We start from the raw sequence: 17,202 nt of genomic DNA, 5'->3' as shown, positions 1-17,202 counted from the left end.
CGAATGAGATCACTTCAACAGTTCACACTCTGCCTGCTGCTGAGTCTGTTCGCCCTGCCGGGGCAGGGGCAGCCGGCCGTTACCTCGGAGGTGCCTGATCCGGTCACGACCACTTATGGGCCGGTCCAGGGCGTGGCAGCACGCGAGCCGAATGTGACCATGTGGCTGGGCATTCCTTATGCCGCCGCCCCGGTCGGCGAGCAACGCTGGCGGGCCCCGCAAGCGCCCGCGCCTTGGACTGAGCCACTGCTCGCCTCGACATTTGGCAGCCCCTGCATGCAGATCGGCTCGCTTTACGGCCCGCCGCCCGAGGGCAAGCCCTGGGGCATGGCGATCCTCGAAACCTTTGGCAAACCCATCGGCGCGGAAGACTGTTTGACGCTCAATATTTGGCGCCCGGATGACGCGACTGGCGATCTGCCCGTGCTGGTGTTTGTGCACGGTGGGTCGGGGGTCATCGGGCATTCCAGCGAGTCGATCTACGAAGGCTCGCGCCTGGCCGCCAGGGCCAAGGCCATCGTCGTCACCATCAACTATCGGCTCAACATCTTCGGCGCGTTTTCGCATCCGGCTCTGGCGGGTGACGACGCGGTATCCAACTCGGGCAATTTTGCGACGCTCGACACCCTTCAGGCGCTGCGCTTCATCCAGGACAACGCGCAACGCTTCGGCGGTGACCCGGGCAATGTCACCCTGATGGGCCAGTCTGCCGGCGGGTTCATGGTCTACCGGGTGATGGGCTCAAAAGTCGCCGACGGCCTGTTCCAGAAAGCCCTCGTGCTCAGCGCCGGCATCAGCAAGTCCAACACCCTTGAGGAGGGCGCGGTCTTTGTCGAGGCACTGACCGCGCACCTGATGGTCAGCGATGGCCTCGCTCCGGACCCTAAAGCGGCCGCCACATTGATCGCCGAGAAGGACCCGCAATGGCTGCGTGAGTATTTGCACGAAAAGTCGGCAGCCGAGCTGATCGATACCTGGCGCGCCAACCGCGAAGCGCTGCCCGCCCTGCCGGGCAACTTCGGCGATGGCGTGGTCATGCCGGTGGACTTGCCGGCCGCTTACGAGGCGGGCGAATTCATACAGGTGCCGACCCTGATCGGCACCACCCGCGACGAGGCCAAGCTGCTGATCGGACACGTGCTGAAGGTGGACCTGCCGCAGCGCTTCACGATGATGGTGCAGCCGCAGCCTGAGGGCGCAGAGCCCTTGCAGGTGCACGATCTCATCCAGCCCTGGTTCCTGTCGTCGTGGACCAACGTGCCTTACAACGCCTACATGTGGGTCATGAACAAGTTGTTGTTCCGGCTGGCGGATGTGGACGGCAGCATTGCCAAGGTGGCGGCGCACGTGCCGCAGGTTTACGCCTATCGCTTCGACTGGGATCGCGCACCCGAGCCCTGGCACACGGTCTATGGCGCCGGCCATTCCATGGACTTGCCCTTCATCTTCGGCAACTTCGAGAACAACATCTTCTCGAAGTCGTTCATCGAGCAAAACCAGGCCGGCCGAGAGGCGCTGTCAGCGCTGATGATGGAGACCTTTGGCGCATTCCTTCACAACGGTGATCCCAATGTGCCCGGCCTGCCGTCGCCATGGATGCCCTTCGACGTTGGTGAGGGCAGCGACAGCAAGTTCATCTTCGATGCCACTGACGACGAGGTCTGCGCGCCTGGCGGTTGCTAGCGCGGCTCGGTACGAGAGAGAACCTTGAGAGACCCATAAAGGGTCAGCAAAACGGCGATGTGGGGAGACACCATGCGTGAAGACAGCGACCATCGCGGCATCACCCGGCGCGAGGTGATGCTGGGCATCGGGGGGCTCGGGGCGCTGGCCTTGCCGGCTGGTCCGCTCTGGGGCGCGCCCCCTGCGGCGGCCGCCAATAAGGTGCCGCTGCCATCCCCCGACACCATTCGGCACGATTATCAGCGCATGGTCGATTTCGGCCCTCGCTTGCCGGGGCATCCGAATCACCTCCGCTTTGTCGACATGCTGGCGCGCGAATTTGAAGCGCTGGGCCTCACCTTGGGTCCTTGCCAGCATTACCCCTACACGCGTTGGGATCCGCTCGCCTATGGCCTGGAGGTTGAGGATGGCGGCGCGTTCAAGCCCGTCCCCAAGGTGGCCTATTACGTGCGCTCGGCGTCCACGCCTGCGGAGGGCATCACCGCATCGCTGGTCTACGGCGGCACCCTGGTCAAAAGCGGCCCGACGCACCTCGGCGAAGTGCCCAAGGGCAGCATCGTGGTGTTCGATGCCGTGTTGCCGCCCACGACCCTTCGCAAGCTCGCCAACCCGCATCATCTTCATGTGCCCGAAGCGCAGCGGGATGACTATCTCGACCGCCCCTACAAGCGCCTGTGGATGACGCCGCCCTTCGCGATCGAGGCGGCGCTGGCCCGGGGTGCGGCGGCGGTGATCATCATCATGGACGTGTCATCCGACATGATTCAGGACAATTTCTCGCCGCATTCCAACCCCTACCAACCACCGCTCCCGGCGCTCTTTGTCGGGCAGGACACCGGCGAGGCGATTCGTCGCCTCGCCAAACGTGGCGCCCGCGCGCGACTCACCTTGCACGCGCAATGGAATGCGTCGAACGTGCCGTCGCTCACTGCCATCCTGCCCGGCAGCAGCGATGAAGTGATGATCATCAACACGCACACCGACGGCCAGAACTTCATCGAAGAAAACGGCTGCATGACCCTCGTACAACTCGCCCGACACTTCGCCAGCCTGTCGGGCGACGAGCGTCTGCGCCGAACGCTGGTGTTTGTCGGCTGGCCGGGCCACATGACCGGTGTGCTACCGGAGTGTGAGGGCTGGTGCCGAGATCACCCTGATCTGATGAAGCGCGCTGCCGCCGCGTTCACGATTGAGCACCTCGGCGCACCGGAGTGGGAGGACATTCCCGGCAAGGGCTATGGCCCCACCGGCCGCAATGAATACATGAACTTCGCCACCACCGGCGGCGTGCTGACCGATTACGTGAAGGAAGGCTTTGCGAAGTTCGACCTTCGCGAACACGGTATTCAGCACGGGCCGGGCATCACCACCGGGTCGATCTTTCATGAAAGCGGTGTGCCGCATGTGGGCGTGATTGGCGGTCCCAATTATCTGCTGGGCGTCGTTGCCGACGGCCACATGGACAAGCTCGATGCCGATCTTGCCGCCCGGCAAACCGCCATGCTCGCCGAGCTCATCAAGCGCGCGGATCGCGTGCCGGCCGCGCAGCTGCGCGCGGGCGACAAGACCTTGGGGCTGGACGAGAACGCATCGAAGCACAAGCTCGATGCAGAACTCGCGGTGCTGCGAACCAAGCCGCCGGACGACAGCATTCTCGGACCGTGCCTGGCATCAGACGGGTGACACGCCACGAAGCGCTTCGCTCAGAACTTGCCTGACAGCCGCGCGTGATCGGCGTCAATTTGTCCGACCAGCCAATCGGCGACTTCCTTAAAGCGCCGGATGTTCGCGGCGTCGCGGTGCCGCAGCAGCCAGAGTTCGCGCTGTAGCGCCGGACCATCGCTGAGCCGGACGAGCTTTTTTGACGAGACCGCCACACAGGGCAACAGGGCCAGACCCAGGCCAGCCTCGCAGGCCTTGATCAGGCTCGACATGGCGCTGCACCGGAAAGGACTTTTCGCACTGGGGACGTGGCGACGTAGCCACTGCATCTCTGCGGCGTCTGACAAGTCGTCGTTGAACGTCAGCCACGGCAGGTCGCCCCATTGCGCGCGCGGCGTTCGGCTGAAGGCACGCGCCCCGTAAACCGCCATGCCGATGGTGCCGACGCGGCGCATCAGGATGGCCGCGTCCTGCTGCGGACGGGCGACGCGCAACGCCAGGTCAGCTTCGCTGCGCATGAACGACAGCGCGTGGTTGTCGGCAATGGCGGTGACCTGCAACTGCGGGAAGGCTTTTTGCAGCGTCGGGAGTCGCGGAATCAGCCAATCGTTGAGCAGGGCATCGACCGAGGTGATGCGGATGGCACCACTGATCGCGTCGGACTCGGTTTGGGTCACCGACACCAAGGAATGAATGTTGTCCTCAATGCCCGCCGCCGCGGCGAGGAAGGCGCGCCCGGCATCGGTCGGTCGGTAACCCGAAGGGCCACGAATGAACAGCCGCGCCTGCAGGCTTGCCTCGGCAGCCGCCACGCGGCGACTGATGGTCGAGGTATCGACGCCCATGCGAACGCTGGTCTTGCGCATCGAGCCCTCGCGGGCCAGCGTCAGCAGAATGGGGATGTCGTTCCAGTTGAGTGGCGTGATGGGCTTGGCCAGAAGGTGTTGCATCTGTGCAATATCAAATTGCAGATTAGCAGCTAGTGCAAGGCTGGCGGCCAGCGTAGGGTTTGGTGCACATCAACTGCTGGAGCCGCCGCATGAACACCGAACCCCGCTCATCGACCGAAGCCGCCACGCCCCGATCCTGCTGCGCCGCGCATGCACACGGCACTATCCCCGATGGCGCGAACTGCAGCGATCAGCCCCTGGATCGTGGCGATGGCATCGTCTACCGCTATCCGTTGATCGACGAACTGCTTGAGGCGCGGCGGACGGTCTTTGGCGGCAAGGATGCGGTGTTCAACGGCTATCGCGGTCACGTCTACCGCATGCTCAATTTTGCCCGGCAGTGGACGCCACCCAGCCCTGAGCGTGACGACAAGATCGCCATCGCTGCGGTGTTTCATGACATTGCCGCGTGGCCCAACGACAACCTCGACTACCTGCGGCCGTCAGCCGATCAGGCCGCGGCGTACCTCGACGAGATTGGGCAAGGCCAGTGGAAACCCGAGATGCGGCTGATGATTGAGTCGCACCACAAAATCACCGCCTACAAAGCCGAGCATCGCGACTGGGTGGAGCCGATTCGCCGCGCCGACTGGTGCGACGTGTCGTTTGCGATGTTCCGCTTTGGCCTGCCGAAAGGCTTCGTGCATCAGGTGCGCGAAGCTTTTCCGATCAGCGCGTTCTACCCGAACGAGGTGCTGCGGGTGACCTTCAAGTGGATGCTGCGCAATCCGCTGAACCCGGTGCCGATCCTGCGCTGGTAGATCAGCCTCCCAGCGGGAAGGCGAACAGCAGCCAGAACAGATCGCCGCGCGGTGCGTTGCGGACTTCGTATTCCTTGTGCCACTGCAGAATGACCGCAGTGGTCGGGGTAAACCAGAAGCTGGCCTTGGGGCCGATGGCGAATTTGCGCAGGCGCTGGCCCGACACGGTGACACCGGACTGGCGGTCGTCCTCGATCTGCACCGTGTAGTTGCCGCTGAAGCCGATGTCCCAGCGCATGTCGTCAAACGGACGATACGCCACACCGTAAGTGAGGCCGGTCTGTTGCCCGTCGCGATACTGGGTGTCGCGGTTGCGGCCTTTGAATTCGTGACCGAACGTGAAGGAGATGTCCCAACGCGGGGTCGGCAACCAGCTCAAGGCCGTGTTGATGGCGCCGCCGTAGCGGTTGAGCATGACGTTGACGGCTGCGTTCGGGTCGTAGTTGCCCCACGGCAGGTAGGCAATTAGGCCGGCCATCACGTGAATATCGCCGAACGAGCGGCTCAGGTAGGCCTCGGGGCCGAACAGGGTCACGCCATTGTCGAACGCATCGCCTGCGGGTGTTCTCAGGCCCGAGCTGATGGCCTGTGAAAAGCCACCAACCGAGACTTTGAATCCCTGCCAGGGTTGCTCAAAGGTGTAGAGCACGCGCGGGGCCAACGCGAAGGCTTGGGCGCTGACGCCCGGCACCCGGTCACCTTGCCCATCGCGGAGCGTGGCAGCGTCATAGAACAGTGAGTAGCCGTAGAACTGGGTCTTGCCAGGCGCCGGCATGATCCCGGAATAAGCGACCTGAGCCCCATGGGCGTAGTAGGTCTGTCCGGTCTCGGCGGCGATGGCCGGTGTGGTGGCAACGCCCAAGGCGAGGGCGATGAGCAGGCGGCGCGCGCGTGGTGAGAAAGGCTGGGCAAGCGGCATGTAAGTGCTCCGATGAGGCAAGTCATTGCGAAGAGCGTGGCGTTTGGCTTGCGCGCACCCGACTCGACGCAGGGTCGCGTTGGCGGTGTGGCGGTGGTTCCTTGCGGCACGGGGGCTCGACGTCAAACAAAGGTGTTTGCGGCGGTTCGGCTTTTTCGTTGTCAGGGACATTTCCGGAGTATCCGGCGTCCCGTGAATGAATCTGGCGGGTTACAACGCCGTGATTTTCGTTGACCCTCGCCAAGTATGCAAGCGCACAATGTCTGAACGACAGAATTTAGCGCGATGCACCGTTTTCGGGCCTCCGGCGCCAGCGCGCTTCACCGTGGCGCCCTGACCGTCCGCCGTTCACGTGTTGTCCGACGGTGTGCGCGCATCTGGCACACGGGCGTATCTGCGGCCGCCCCGGCGTGTTTACCCTCCATGCACGACCGAAACCAAGGGTGCATCTTAAATGTGCATTCGATGTCGCAATACGCGCAATCAGCGTAAGCGATGCCCTACACAGAACATCCACATTATCTGACTGGGGCTCGAACATGGTGCGCCGCACAATGGCCTGCACGACCGATTAATTTTTGCGTACAAATGTTTTAAAAAAATCGGCACGCTTTAAGCCACTTAATTGAGGGATGGATTTCATGAAGATATTTCGTTTAGCCAGCACGTCGAAGGCGCTGTTGGCGTTGGGGCTGGTTGCTCCGCTGCCGATGCTCGCTCACGCGGACGACACACAGCGTTACTTCGGTGTTCAAGGCACCTACAGCATGGCCGACGACGATCGCGGCTTTCGCCTCAACGAGCTGGGGCTCGACGCCGACACTGACGAAGCCGTCGGCTTCAGCGTGCTCTACGGCTGGCAGTTTCCGAGTAACTGGGGTGTCGAGGCACAATTGTTCTCAGAGACGATTGAGACCGACGTTCCCGGCGTCACCGATTTTTATCGTCACGGCGTGACCGCTGACCTGACCTATTCTTTCGGCGACCGCAGCAGCTTCACGCCCTTCGCGCTGATTGGTGTGGGCGGCAATTACAATGACGTGTCTCCCAACGACGACGAGTTTGACCTGCTGGCGAATGCGGGTCTGGGTTTTGTAACCGGTCCGGTCTTCAAGTACGGCGACATTCGACTGCGCGCCGAGGCGCGTTACATGTTTGACACTTTCGAGTCCGAATACGGTGACATCCGTTTTGGTCTGGGCATCGAAATTCCGCTGATGAAAACGCCCGAGCCGCTGCCCGAGCCTGAGCCCGTCGAGCCCACGGTGGTCGAAGTGCCATCAGGCCTGCGTGATGACGATGGCGACGGAGTCATCAACGACCGCGATCAGTGCCCCGAAACGCCCGAAGGTGAGCGTGTCGACGGCGTTGGCTGCCCGTTGGGCAATTTGATTCCGCTTAATGGTGTGACCTTTGAGTTCGACAAGACGCGCCTGCGTCCGGATGCCGAAACCATCCTCGACCTCGCGGCCCTGGTGCTCAACAAGTACCCGGACATGGAAGTCGAAGTGGCAGGTCACACTGACAGTCAGGGCGCTGAGGGATACAACCAGACGCTTTCGGAAGGCCGCGCCAACGCGGTGCGTGATTACTTCATGTCCAAGGGCGTGAAGAACACCATCACCGCCCGTGGTTACGGAGAAGCCGAACCGGTTGCCGACAACGACAGCGAAGAAGGTCGCGAGCGCAACCGCCGTGTCGAGCTCCGCATCCTCAACTGATCGGCCTACCCCGAGTGCGCCCGGCTTTGTTTGCCGGGCGCCCATTGAACTGAATTGAGTGATCCCATGAAATTGAAATCTATGTTGTTACCCGCCATCGCGGCGGTTTTTCTGCTCGGCTGCGAAGCCAACGGTGTTGATGCCGACGGCTTCCCCGGCGGCGGCGGTGGTGGCAACGTGCCCCCCGGCAGCGTGGCCGACACCACCAACTGCGCGACGCCGGTGTCCGGCCTCTGTGTGCTGGGTGGCGACTCTCATCCAGGCGGTCTGGTCGATGTGCTGCTGGCACCCGACGGCCCTCTGGGTCCGATTGCCGGCGCCATCGATACCGATGCGTTGGTCGAAGCCCTAACCTTCACGCTTGAGAACGATGACGGCGATCTGGCTGGCATCGTGGAAGGACTGGTCGCCGACGGCCAGCTTGAGGAAGGGTTGACGCTGCTGTTGCTGGGCGAAAACGGCGACGGCATGGGCGCTTTGGCCGAAACACTGACCAACCTGCTGCTGCCCAACGATGAAGGTCAGGGCCTGATGGGTCTGGTGAGTGAAGACGGCGGCGTCGGTCTGGTGCAGGCACTGCTGATCGACGGCAGCGACGCCAGTTGCCAGGCCCCGCTGGGTACCCTGTGCCTGATCAGTGGTGACGGCAACCAAACCGGCCTGGTCGACCTGCTGTTGACTTCCGGCGGCGTGGCGGGTGCTGCCAGCCCGACCCTCACCGACGAAGCCACCGACCAGTTGGTCGCCACGCTGGGTGACCTGCTCGAAAGCAACGGCGCGTTGGCCGATCTGGTCGAAGGCTTGTTCCAGCAAGGCCAGTTGGCCGAAGGGCTGGAAGTGTTGTTGATGGGCTCACCCGACGACGGTATTCCCAGCGGCCTGATTGCCGCGCTCGATGGCATCACCGGCGACCTCGGCACCGTTCTCGGTGAGGTGGGCGACTTCCTCGGCGACGTGCTGCTGCCGGGCGGTGGTCTTGGGGGTTTGATTCCGACCACGTAACGCCGAGTGACCGCGGGCTTTGGTCCGCTGCACTGATTCGAAAAAACCGCGAGCTTGCCTCGCGGTTTTTTTTGGCTGTCGTTTAACCCCATTCCGCAATCCGCCGCGTTGTAGTCAGCGTGGTCTTACTCTCTATGGAGCGGAACGATGAGCAAACAACAGTGGATGGTGGCGGGCGCGGCCTTTGCCTTGGTCACGGCCTGTGCGCAGACGTCGAAGCAGGATGAAGCCGTGGGCGGGCGGGCTGAGTCCGAGATGGCGGTGCCGATGGTGCGTCCCTCAGCGCCCGCAGCCGCCGCCGACATGGCGATGGTGCGCTCGCAAAAGCGGATGGCCGAAAGTTTCCATGGCGGCGTCATGCCCGGTTATTACGCCCCGCCGCCGGAGCAGCATCGCGAAAACTACGCGCACCTCAAGGACAACGGCATCCTGCGCGCCGCCGAGCAGCCGGTGTCCACCTTCAGCATTGATGTCGACACCGGCGCCTACGCTAATGTGCGGCGCTTTCTGCGGCAGGGGCAGTTGCCGGTGCAGGACGCGGTGCGGGTCGAGGAGATGATCAATTACTTCGACTATGGCTACGCGCCGCCGAAAGACCGCGCACAACCCTTCAGCGTGCACACCGAAATCGCGCCCACGCCATGGAATGCCAAGACGCACCTGCTGCGCATCGGCCTGCAGGGCTGGCAAGCCAGCGGACCGCTGCCGCCGTCCAATCTGGTGTTTCTGGTGGATGTGTCGGGCTCCATGCACAGCCCCGACAAGCTGCAACTGGCGGTGTCCTCGCTCAAGATGCTGGTGCAGCAACTGGGGCCGAATGACCGCATCAGCCTGGTCACCTACGCCGGGCAGTCTGGCGTGGTGCTGGAGCCCACCCCGGCCAGCGAGCGGGTGAAGATTATTTCGGCGCTGGACCGTCTGCAGGTCGGCGGCAGCACCGCCGGTGCGTCCGGTATTGAACTGGCCTACGCCATGGCCCGGCAGGGGAACATCGAAGGTGGCATCAATCGCGTACTGCTGGTCACCGACGGCGACTTCAATGTGGGCGTGACCAACTTTGAACAGCTCATGGACATGGTCGAACGCGAACGCAAAGACGGCGTGGCGCTCTCCACCCTGGGCTTCGGCACCGGCAACTACAACGACCATTTGATGGAGCAACTTGCCAACTGCGGCAACGGCAACTACCACTACATCGACGGCCTGGAAGAAGCGCGCCGGGCGTTGGTGGCGAGTCGCGCATCAACTTTGCTCACCATCGCCAGCGACGTGAAGATCCAGGTTGAGTTCAACCCCGCCGTGGTCGCCGAGTACCGCCTCATCGGCTACGAAAACCGGGCGCTGGAACGTGAAGACTTCAGCAACGACCAGGTTGATGCCGGTGACATCGGCGCCGGGCACAACGTCACGGCGCTCTACGAAGTTGCCTTGGTCGGCAGCGGTGGCGAACGCATTGCGCCCCTGCGCTACGGCAGCAACAAGCCCGCCGGCACGGCGCAGGAGCTGGCCCATCTGCGGCTGCTCTACAAGCAGCCGGGCGAAACCGCCAGTCGCCTCATCGAGCAGCCCATCGGTCGCGATGCGGTGAAAACCAGCCTGTCCCAGGCCAGCGAATCCTTCCGCTTTGCCGCAGCGGTGGCCGCCTTCGGCCAGAACCTGCGCGGTGGGCGCTACACCGAGGGCTTCGACAACGGCGCGCTGCTGGCGTTGGCACGTGCCGCGCGAGGTGATGATGCCGACGGCTGGCGCTCGGAATTTCTGCAGTTGGTGCAGCTTGCAGATAGTCTTTCGCAACCGGTACGCACCGGCGCCATGGAGTCTCAGGAGTGCGTTTCTGAACGGGGATGCGGATAGCGACTTGATGCTGGCCTGGGCGGGCGGCGATGCGGGGGCGTTCGAGCGCCTGTATCGCCGCCACAAGGACAGCCTCTATCGCTACTTTCTGCGCCATGTTCGCCCGCCGGATCTGGCGGGCGAAGCCTTTCAGGACGTGTGGCAAAAGGTGATCCAGTCCCGCGACCGATACCGCGCCGACGCACCCTTCGCCGCATGGCTGTACACCCTGGCGCATCATCGGCTCATGGACCATTACCGCAGCCAGCGGCCCAATGACGAAATGCCCGACGACCTGCCCGCGCCCGAGCAAGGTCACCCCGAACGGCTGACCGAGCAGGCGCAGCAGTCCTATCGTTTGTTGGCCGCGCTGCAAACCCTGCCGCCGGAGCAACGCGAAATCATCGTCCTGCGCGAGGAGCAGGACTTCACGCTTGAGCAGATGCCACCATCCAGGGCGTGGGCCGCGAAACGGTGAAAAGCCGCCTGCGCTACGCACTCGCCAAACTGCGGGAGGTGCTGCATGACTGACCAACCCGAACACCCCGACGACCGCGACCTGGCGCAATACCTGGCAGGCAAACACCCGCTGAGCGCCCGCTATCGCGCTGCCAAGGTTGCCGACGCCCCGCCGCCCGAGCTGGATGCCGCCATTCTGGCCGCCGCGCGTAGCGCCACCCCGCGCCGCCGTCGCAGCGTCCGCCGCTGGGCCGTGCCAGTGGGCTTGGCTGCCAGCCTGATGATTGCCGTGCCGCTGGTCTGGCAGGTGTGGCAGACCGATGAGTCACACAACGCCGACTTTGCCCACCGTGCCTCGGCGCCCGTCGCGGTGATGGAAGAGCGGGCTGAAAGGTCGCCCGAGCCAGAAACCCGTGACGCCGACGTAAAGGCCGAAAAGCAGGCCATGGTGCGTGCGGAATCCCAAGCCGCGCTGTCGCAACGACAAGCACCGCCGCGTGCCTTGGCCACCGCGCCGCCGTTACCTGCGCCGCCCTCGGTAACGTTCTCCTCACCGCCCAACATGGCGGAGGATCAGGTCGCTGCGCAGGCCGATGCAGAGCGTGAAGACCCACCCACCCATTCCTTCAACGGCTTTGGCCCGGCGCTGTTTGGTGACGATGAAGAGTCGGTGCGCATTGCCTGGGGCAGGCCGCTCACCGTGCAGGGCAACGAGCCCGAGGCCTGTCGCCAACTCTTGGCAGAACCCCAGTCCGCCTTCGGCATCTCCTTCATGTTGGTGAATGGCCGGTTCGCCCGCTACGACGTCACCGGCCCGCAGTTCGAAGCGCCCGGCGGCATTCGCGTGGGCGACACCCGCGCCACCGTGGAGCAACGCCACGAAGGCAACCTCACCGTCACGCCGCACAAGTACGTCGAGGGCGCCGACGTGATCACCGTCGAATCCCCCGCGGGCGGCACCGCGCGGCTGATTTTTGAGATGACGCCGGAGGGCATCGTTGAGCGTTGGCGGTTGGGCGTGCCGCCGGGGGTGGATTTTGTGGAGGGGTGTAGTTAGCGAGCTGCCCAAGTTGCCTTACAACGTAGTGTGTCGGCCAAGCGGAAAGTGCAACATGGTTCCCCCACCGTTGGCTCAGCCCTGCGGAAATTGGTAATGAGTTGTGTGTCGCCGAAAGCCTAGCACTGCCATGAGCAGGCAAGCGGCTAGTGAATGGCTGTCGGATGTTGCTTCTTTCGGTCTGCTGGCCTACGATAATTATCTCTTTACGCGCTTTTCTACGCATTGGGCTGGGAGCGTAGGAGAATTGTCGGGCGTTTCGCCAGACTTACATCGATTGACTGGGATTATTGCCGCAAACTACCGTCGGGATTCCCTGCGGTCTCGGTGCCTCGGTCCTCGGAAATCCCGCCGGTAGTTTGCGGCACAGATCAGGTAAAGAGAACTTGACAGGTGAACCGAGAGAGGCGCTTCTCGCTAAGGCCATACTCGATGAATGCAATGTAAAGCCTTATCAAGGCTTTATTTTTTTGTGCGGAGGAGAGGCAGACGCCAATAGTGGACATCCCGCATCTGTTCGAGACGCTCTATACAGGCAGCTAGTCAAGGATCGGGCGCTCGAGCCTCGCATCAGGCTTGCAGAACACTACAAGGACTGGGCGCATGATTCAGTCTATTCCGATCTCCTGATATTTGAGCAGCACCTCGCCGAACTTTCCTCGGTAATTGTTTTGATACTTGAAAGCCCAGGTTCATTGGCAGAACTAGGGCTTTTTGTTGCCGTCGAAAATTTTAGAGAAAAATTGCTCGTTGTCATCGCCGACGAGCATTATAAATCGGATTCATTTATTCGACTTGGTCCAGTTGATTATCTGGAAAAGACACATAATAATCCGGCCTCTTGTTATTCTTGGCATGGAAGCAGAGGGGAGTTTAGTGCGCAGCTAGCAACCTCTTTGCAAGCGGAACTTGCCGATGAAGTGCGGGGGCGCTTACATACTCCAGGGGGTGAGAAATCTTTTCAGAAGGAAGAATGGCTGCACAAGGCGCTGCTTGTTGCTGAATTAGTCAGCATAATGTCCGCAATAACAGAGGGTGAAATAAAATCAATACTCAACACATTTGACCTTCATATGACTAGCGATGAAGTGAGGCAGATTCTTTACATTCTCAAGAACACAGGCCTTATTGATCTAGAGGCCCGCGGGAAGCAAAGATTCTATGTTTGCGCAGATGATCGAAGTTACTTGACGCTCCGAGCAAATTCGATGATTCTCGATGCTGCAAGATTTCGCGCTGATGCATTGGAATTCTATAGAAAATTTGACAAAAAGAGATTTCTCGCGATCACCAATGCGCTTTCCAGAAGGAGGTCGAGATGAGAAATTCACGCATCTTTCAAGAAATGGCCGAAGCTTTAGGGATGCTGCCCGGGCACCTAGAGAAAATTGTTAGGACCGCGCCGCTTAGATATAAGAAATTCTCGATACCGAAGCGCGATGGCACTCCAAGATTGGTAGCGCAACCTGCTAGAGAGGTTAAATTAATTCAGCGGTGGCTAATTAGTAACTTAAGAGATCACCTCCCAGTCCACCCGTCTGCCACAGCTTATGAAAAAGGGTCGTCGATTGTGATTAATGCATCGGCGCACCAAGAAAGTAATTATTTTATTAAAATGGACTTTCAGAACTTTTTCCCCTCTATAAAGGGAAAAGATATCGACCTTCATCTACAGTCACTTAGTCGTATAAACCTCAGCCAAGAGGATAGAGATGTAGTGGTTCGCTCTTGCACATGGGCTCCCCATCGGATTCCGCCGCTTGAGCTCTGTATCGGGGCGCCCTCATCACCTGTGTTGTCAAACTCTATCCTTTTCGAATTTGATTGCGCAGTCGAATCATATCTAATCGAGGAGAAGTTGCCGGTTCGGTATACACGATATGCAGACGATCTAACATTTTCGTCCTTGAGCGGCGGCTGGCTTCATGATGTTCGTAATCAAGTGAAGATGATTGTTCGAGGTCTAGAATATCCTAAACTTCGCATAAAGGAAGAAAAAACCGTACTTGGCTCAAGAGCCGGGCGACGGGTAGTCACAGGATTGGTTCTTACCCCTGACAAAAAATTATCCGTGGGAAGAGAGCGAAAGAGGACAGCAAGAGCTATGTATCACCGATTTTGGAAGGGCGAACTGGACGAATCTGAAGTAATGCAACTGGAGGGTCTACTCGCTTTTGTGGAATCTGTGGAGCCTGGATTTAAATCGCGCCTTCAAGATTATTATCGAAAGAAGAATCCAGCTGCTTGAGGGCCGTAGGGCGGAATGAAATTGCGCCGAATGATAGTGAAGCGGCGCTCCACCGATAGAAACTCAAACCGTCACTCCGTAATGCCCCCTGTGGAGCAGACCTTTCAAAAGCTGAGTGCCTGACGACCGGCTGGCGGAGCTTGACCGCACTCGCCGATTTGACTCATTCGCACTGCCGCGTACGCGCCTCAACCGCGTACACTCCGCGCCCCATGCTCGCCCTTCAGAACATCACGATTCGCCGTCATACCCGCACCCTCATTGAGGGCGCGACCTGCACCGTGTACGCGGGCCAGCGGGTGGGGGTGATTGGCAAGAACGGCGTGGGCAAGTCCACGCTGTTTTCCGCCATCCGCGGCGAGCTGCTGCCCGACCTGGGGCGCATTGATCTGTCGAAGAACGTGGTGTTGGCCAACGTGTCGCAAGACACCCCGGCGCTGGAGCAGCCGGCGCTGGATTACGCGCTGGACGGTGACCTTGAACTGCGTGAAGTCGAGGCCCGCCTGCGGGATCTGGAACAACGCATCGAGCACCACGCCACCGAAGCCGACATCAATGCGTTGGTGGATGCCCATGATCGCCTGACCACCATCGACGGCTACGGCGCCCGCGCGCGTGCTGCGCAGTTGCTGCATGGCCTGGGCTTCGTCCCGGATCAGCAGGAAAACCCGGTGGCGAGTTTTTCCGGCGGCTGGCGCATGCGCTTGAACCTGGCGCGCGCGCTGCTGCGGCGCTCTGACCTGTTGTTGCTTGACGAGCCGACCAACCACCTCGACATGGACGCCGCGCTGTGGCTTCAGGAAACCCTGGCCACGCACAACGGTACCTTGTTGCTGATTTCGCACGACCGCGAGTTTCTCGACGCGGTGTGCACGCACACGCTGCACCTCGAGCGCGAGCGCGCCACGCTTTACGCGGGCAATTACTCGCAGTTCGAGCGGCAGCGTGCCGAACGGCTGGCGCAGCAGTCGCAGATGCACACCAAGCAGCAGGAAAAGGTCGCGCACCTGCAGTCGTTCATCCAGCGCTTCAAGACGCACGCCAGCAAGGCGCGCCAGGCGCAGAGCCGCATCAAGGCGCTGGAGCGGATGGAAATGGTCGCGCCGGTGCTGGCCGAAAACGAGTTCGAGTTTCGCTTTCGCCGGCCCGAGAAAATTCCCAGCCCGGTGATTCACATCAGCAACGGCCAGGTCGGCTACGGCGACAAGGTGTTGTTGCGCAATCTGCGTTTGTCATTGGAGCCGGGCGAGCGCGTGGCGCTGCTGGGCGCCAATGGCGCGGGTAAATCAACCCTGATGAAAAGCCTCGCCGGCACCCAGGAGTTTCTGGGCGGCGACATCATTCGCTCGCCCGATCTGCGCGTGGGCTATTACGCGCAGCACCAGCTTGAACAGCTCGACCCCACGGCCAGCGCGTTCCTGCATTTGCGGCGGCTGGACCCCAAGGCCAGCGAGCAAAACCTGCGCGATTATCTGGGGCGTTTCTCGTTTCACGGCGACCAGCAGATGGGGCCGATTGAGCCGTTCTCCGGCGGCGAGAAGGCGCGGCTGGCGCTGGCATTGGTGGCCTACATGCGGCCCAACTTGTTGCTGCTGGACGAGCCCACCAACCACCTCGATCTTGAAATGCGGCAGGCGCTGGAAATGGCCATCAACGACTACGCTGGCGCGGTGTTGCTGGTGAGCCACGACCGCCACTTGGTGCAGAACGTCTGTGACACGCTGTGGCGCGTGGCCGATGGCACCTGCGAAATTTTCGACGGTGATCTGGACGACTACGCCACCTGGTTGCGCGAGACCCGCCGCAAGGCGCAGCGCAACTTCAAGAACAAGGCGGCCTGAGCCGGTGACCTCGACGTAGCAACCATGTTTCGTCAAGCTCTTTTCTCGACGAGTTTAGGGTTCCATGCGGAGGTGTCGCGGAGCATGGCGTTGAGGATGGTGAGGAGTTTTCGTGCGACGGCGACGAGGGCGACTTTGTGCGGTTTACCGGCGGCTTTGAGACGCTCGAAGAAGGCTTTGAGCGGGACATTGAAGCGACTGGCCGACAGCGCCGCCATGTACAGCGTGTTGCGCACCTTGACGCGCCCGCCCCAGATCGCGCGCTTGCCGCGGAACGTGCCGGAGTCGCGGTTGAGCGGCGCCACCCCCACGAGTTTGGCGATGCCGTGACGATCCAGCTTCCCCAGTTCTGGCAGATCGATCAGCAGCCGTCGTAGGGTCTGTGGCCCGACGCCGGTGACGACTTCGAGCAAGGCCACTTTCTCGGCCCAGGCGGGCGAGCCGCGCAGGGTGTCGTCGAGGTCTTGGTCGAGGGTTTTGATCGCTTGGTCCAGAAAGGCCAGATGCCCGTCGATGGAGCGTTTCATCGCCGTGCTGGCGCGATGCCGACGATTCTTTTCGGCGGCGCTCATTTCAACCAACTGACTGCGCCGGGCGAGCTTATCGGCGAGTTCCAGGGCCGCTGCATCGGGCAAGTTGCGCGGCTGGGGCTGGAGGCGCAGACCGAACAGCGCCAGCACCTGGGCGTCGATCTGATCGGTCTTGGCCAGTTGCCCCGACGCGCGGGCGAAGTCTCGAACCTGACGCGGATTGATAACGGCTGCGGCGATCCCGGCGGCGACCAGGGCGCTCGCTACCTGGCGTTGCAGACCGCCGGTGGCTTCGATCACCACGATGTCCACGCCGACCTTTCGCAGATCGGCGACCAGCGACTGGATGCCGTCTGGCGTGTTGGCAACCTCGCCGCGACTCCGCTCTGGCAGTCGATGCCAATCCAGACGCTCGGCACAGACGTCGATTCCCAAGGCACTGCGATACACGCTGATACTTTCCATGACCCCTCCTTGAAAAAGTGCGGACTCCGAACCACGGTCCGAGCAACCATTCGGGTTTTAGAAAGAAAACC

The 17,202-nt window shown here is 61.5% G+C and carries 15 protein-coding genes; 12 read left to right on the top strand and 3 right to left on the bottom strand.

Features of this window, described 5'->3' with window-relative positions:
* Positions 1-3: 3 nt before the first annotated feature.
* Together U741_RS0100240 and U741_RS0100235 are read left to right on the top strand one after the other, a co-directional pair.
* A complete protein-coding gene (locus U741_RS0100240; protein WP_052378352.1) occupies positions 4-1,683 on the top strand; it encodes a carboxylesterase/lipase family protein in 1,680 nt (559 codons plus the stop codon).
* 72 nt (positions 1,684-1,755) lie between these two features.
* Positions 1,756-3,366: a zinc-binding metallopeptidase family protein gene (locus U741_RS0100235; protein WP_200872649.1), complete on the top strand. Its 1,611-nt coding sequence runs from the start codon at positions 1,756-1,758 to the stop codon at positions 3,364-3,366.
* A gap of 20 nt (positions 3,367-3,386) precedes the next feature.
* Here U741_RS0100235 and U741_RS0100230 read toward each other — a convergent pair whose 3' ends face one another.
* Complete coding sequence (locus U741_RS0100230) at positions 3,387-4,295, bottom strand: LysR family transcriptional regulator (RefSeq protein WP_052378351.1); 909 nt, start codon at positions 4,293-4,295, stop codon at positions 3,387-3,389.
* 89 nt (positions 4,296-4,384) lie between these two features.
* Here U741_RS0100230 and U741_RS0100225 point away from each other — a divergent pair, with 89 nt between their 5' ends.
* Positions 4,385-5,056, top strand: coding sequence for an HD domain-containing protein (locus tag U741_RS0100225; RefSeq protein ID WP_052378350.1), 672 nt, complete (start codon positions 4,385-4,387; stop codon positions 5,054-5,056).
* A 1-nt stretch (position 5,057) separates the two neighbouring features.
* Here U741_RS0100225 and U741_RS0100220 read toward each other — a convergent pair whose 3' ends face one another.
* A complete protein-coding gene (locus U741_RS0100220; RefSeq protein ID WP_029888483.1) occupies positions 5,058-5,975 on the bottom strand; it encodes a SphA family protein in 918 nt (305 codons plus the stop codon).
* 641 nt (positions 5,976-6,616) lie between these two features.
* Between U741_RS0100220 and U741_RS17455 the strand changes: the two genes are divergently transcribed.
* The 9 genes from U741_RS17455 (at position 6,617) to U741_RS0100190 (ending at position 16,136) form a co-directional block, all read left to right on the top strand.
* Complete coding sequence (locus U741_RS17455; protein ID WP_161776071.1) at positions 6,617-7,696, top strand: OmpA family protein; 1,080 nt, start codon at positions 6,617-6,619, stop codon at positions 7,694-7,696.
* A gap of 66 nt (positions 7,697-7,762) precedes the next feature.
* The gene (locus U741_RS0100210; RefSeq protein WP_152551435.1) at positions 7,763-8,698 is read left to right on the top strand and encodes a hypothetical protein; all 936 of its coding nucleotides are present in this window, start codon (positions 7,763-7,765) and stop codon (positions 8,696-8,698) included.
* A 147-nt stretch (positions 8,699-8,845) separates the two neighbouring features.
* Entirely contained in the window at positions 8,846-10,552 is a 1,707-nt protein-coding gene (locus tag U741_RS0100205) for a vWA domain-containing protein (protein WP_052378348.1), read from the top strand.
* 7 nt (positions 10,553-10,559) lie between these two features.
* A complete protein-coding gene (locus tag U741_RS17450) occupies positions 10,560-11,009 on the top strand; it encodes a sigma-70 family RNA polymerase sigma factor (RefSeq protein WP_200872648.1) in 450 nt (149 codons plus the stop codon).
* A complete protein-coding gene (locus U741_RS20060; RefSeq protein WP_436240232.1) occupies positions 10,991-11,062 on the top strand; it encodes a hypothetical protein in 72 nt (23 codons plus the stop codon). The genes U741_RS17450 and U741_RS20060 overlap by 19 nt, the downstream gene beginning before the upstream one ends.
* Positions 11,055-12,047: a hypothetical protein gene (locus tag U741_RS18100; RefSeq protein ID WP_052378347.1), complete on the top strand. Its 993-nt coding sequence runs from the start codon at positions 11,055-11,057 to the stop codon at positions 12,045-12,047. The genes U741_RS20060 and U741_RS18100 overlap by 8 nt, the downstream gene beginning before the upstream one ends.
* Before the next feature lie 290 nt (positions 12,048-12,337).
* The gene (locus U741_RS19110) at positions 12,338-13,369 is read left to right on the top strand and encodes a retron St85 family effector protein (protein ID WP_152551434.1); all 1,032 of its coding nucleotides are present in this window, start codon (positions 12,338-12,340) and stop codon (positions 13,367-13,369) included.
* Positions 13,366-14,295 carry a retron St85 family RNA-directed DNA polymerase gene (locus tag U741_RS18785; protein WP_084154570.1) on the top strand — a complete coding sequence of 310 codons (930 nt, stop codon included), beginning with the start codon at positions 13,366-13,368 and terminating at the stop codon, positions 14,293-14,295. The genes U741_RS19110 and U741_RS18785 overlap by 4 nt, the downstream gene beginning before the upstream one ends.
* A gap of 212 nt (positions 14,296-14,507) precedes the next feature.
* On the top strand, positions 14,508-16,136 hold the full coding sequence (locus tag U741_RS0100190; protein ID WP_043110144.1) for an ABC-F family ATP-binding cassette domain-containing protein: 1,629 nt from the start codon (positions 14,508-14,510) through the stop codon (positions 16,134-16,136).
* A 32-nt stretch (positions 16,137-16,168) separates the two neighbouring features.
* On the opposite strand, the gene U741_RS0100185 is transcribed toward U741_RS0100190, so the two are convergent.
* Positions 16,169-17,131 carry an IS110 family RNA-guided transposase gene (locus U741_RS0100185; protein WP_029888477.1) on the bottom strand — a complete coding sequence of 321 codons (963 nt, stop codon included), beginning with the start codon at positions 17,129-17,131 and terminating at the stop codon, positions 16,169-16,171.
* Between the last annotated feature and the right edge of the window lie 71 nt (positions 17,132-17,202).

It is taken from the genome of Polycyclovorans algicola TG408 (assembly GCF_000711245.1).
GTDB classification, from domain to species: Bacteria; Pseudomonadota; Gammaproteobacteria; order Nevskiales; family Nevskiaceae; genus Polycyclovorans; species Polycyclovorans algicola.
Note: the sequence above shows the minus strand (reverse complement) of the source record. Positions and strands in the feature narration are given on the sequence as shown.

Coding starts and splice junctions, on each gene's coding strand:
- U741_RS18100 (WP_052378347.1), top strand. CDS start 11,055: ATGACTGACCAACCCGAACACCCCGACGACCGCGACCTGGCGCAATAC.
- U741_RS0100225 (WP_052378350.1), top strand. CDS start 4,385: ATGAACACCGAACCCCGCTCATCGACCGAAGCCGCCACGCCCCGATCC.
- U741_RS18785 (WP_084154570.1), top strand. CDS start 13,366: ATGAGAAATTCACGCATCTTTCAAGAAATGGCCGAAGCTTTAGGGATG.
- U741_RS0100210 (WP_152551435.1), top strand. CDS start 7,763: ATGAAATTGAAATCTATGTTGTTACCCGCCATCGCGGCGGTTTTTCTG.
- U741_RS17455 (WP_161776071.1), top strand. CDS start 6,617: ATGAAGATATTTCGTTTAGCCAGCACGTCGAAGGCGCTGTTGGCGTTG.
- U741_RS0100220 (WP_029888483.1), bottom strand. CDS start 5,975: ATGCCGCTTGCCCAGCCTTTCTCACCACGCGCGCGCCGCCTGCTCATC.
- U741_RS0100190 (WP_043110144.1), top strand. CDS start 14,508: ATGCTCGCCCTTCAGAACATCACGATTCGCCGTCATACCCGCACCCTC.
- U741_RS0100185 (WP_029888477.1), bottom strand. CDS start 17,131: ATGGAAAGTATCAGCGTGTATCGCAGTGCCTTGGGAATCGACGTCTGT.
- U741_RS0100230 (WP_052378351.1), bottom strand. CDS start 4,295: ATGCAACACCTTCTGGCCAAGCCCATCACGCCACTCAACTGGAACGAC.
- U741_RS0100205 (WP_052378348.1), top strand. CDS start 8,846: ATGAGCAAACAACAGTGGATGGTGGCGGGCGCGGCCTTTGCCTTGGTC.
- U741_RS0100240 (WP_052378352.1), top strand. CDS start 4: ATGAGATCACTTCAACAGTTCACACTCTGCCTGCTGCTGAGTCTGTTC.
- U741_RS17450 (WP_200872648.1), top strand. CDS start 10,560: ATGCTGGCCTGGGCGGGCGGCGATGCGGGGGCGTTCGAGCGCCTGTAT.
- U741_RS0100235 (WP_200872649.1), top strand. CDS start 1,756: ATGCGTGAAGACAGCGACCATCGCGGCATCACCCGGCGCGAGGTGATG.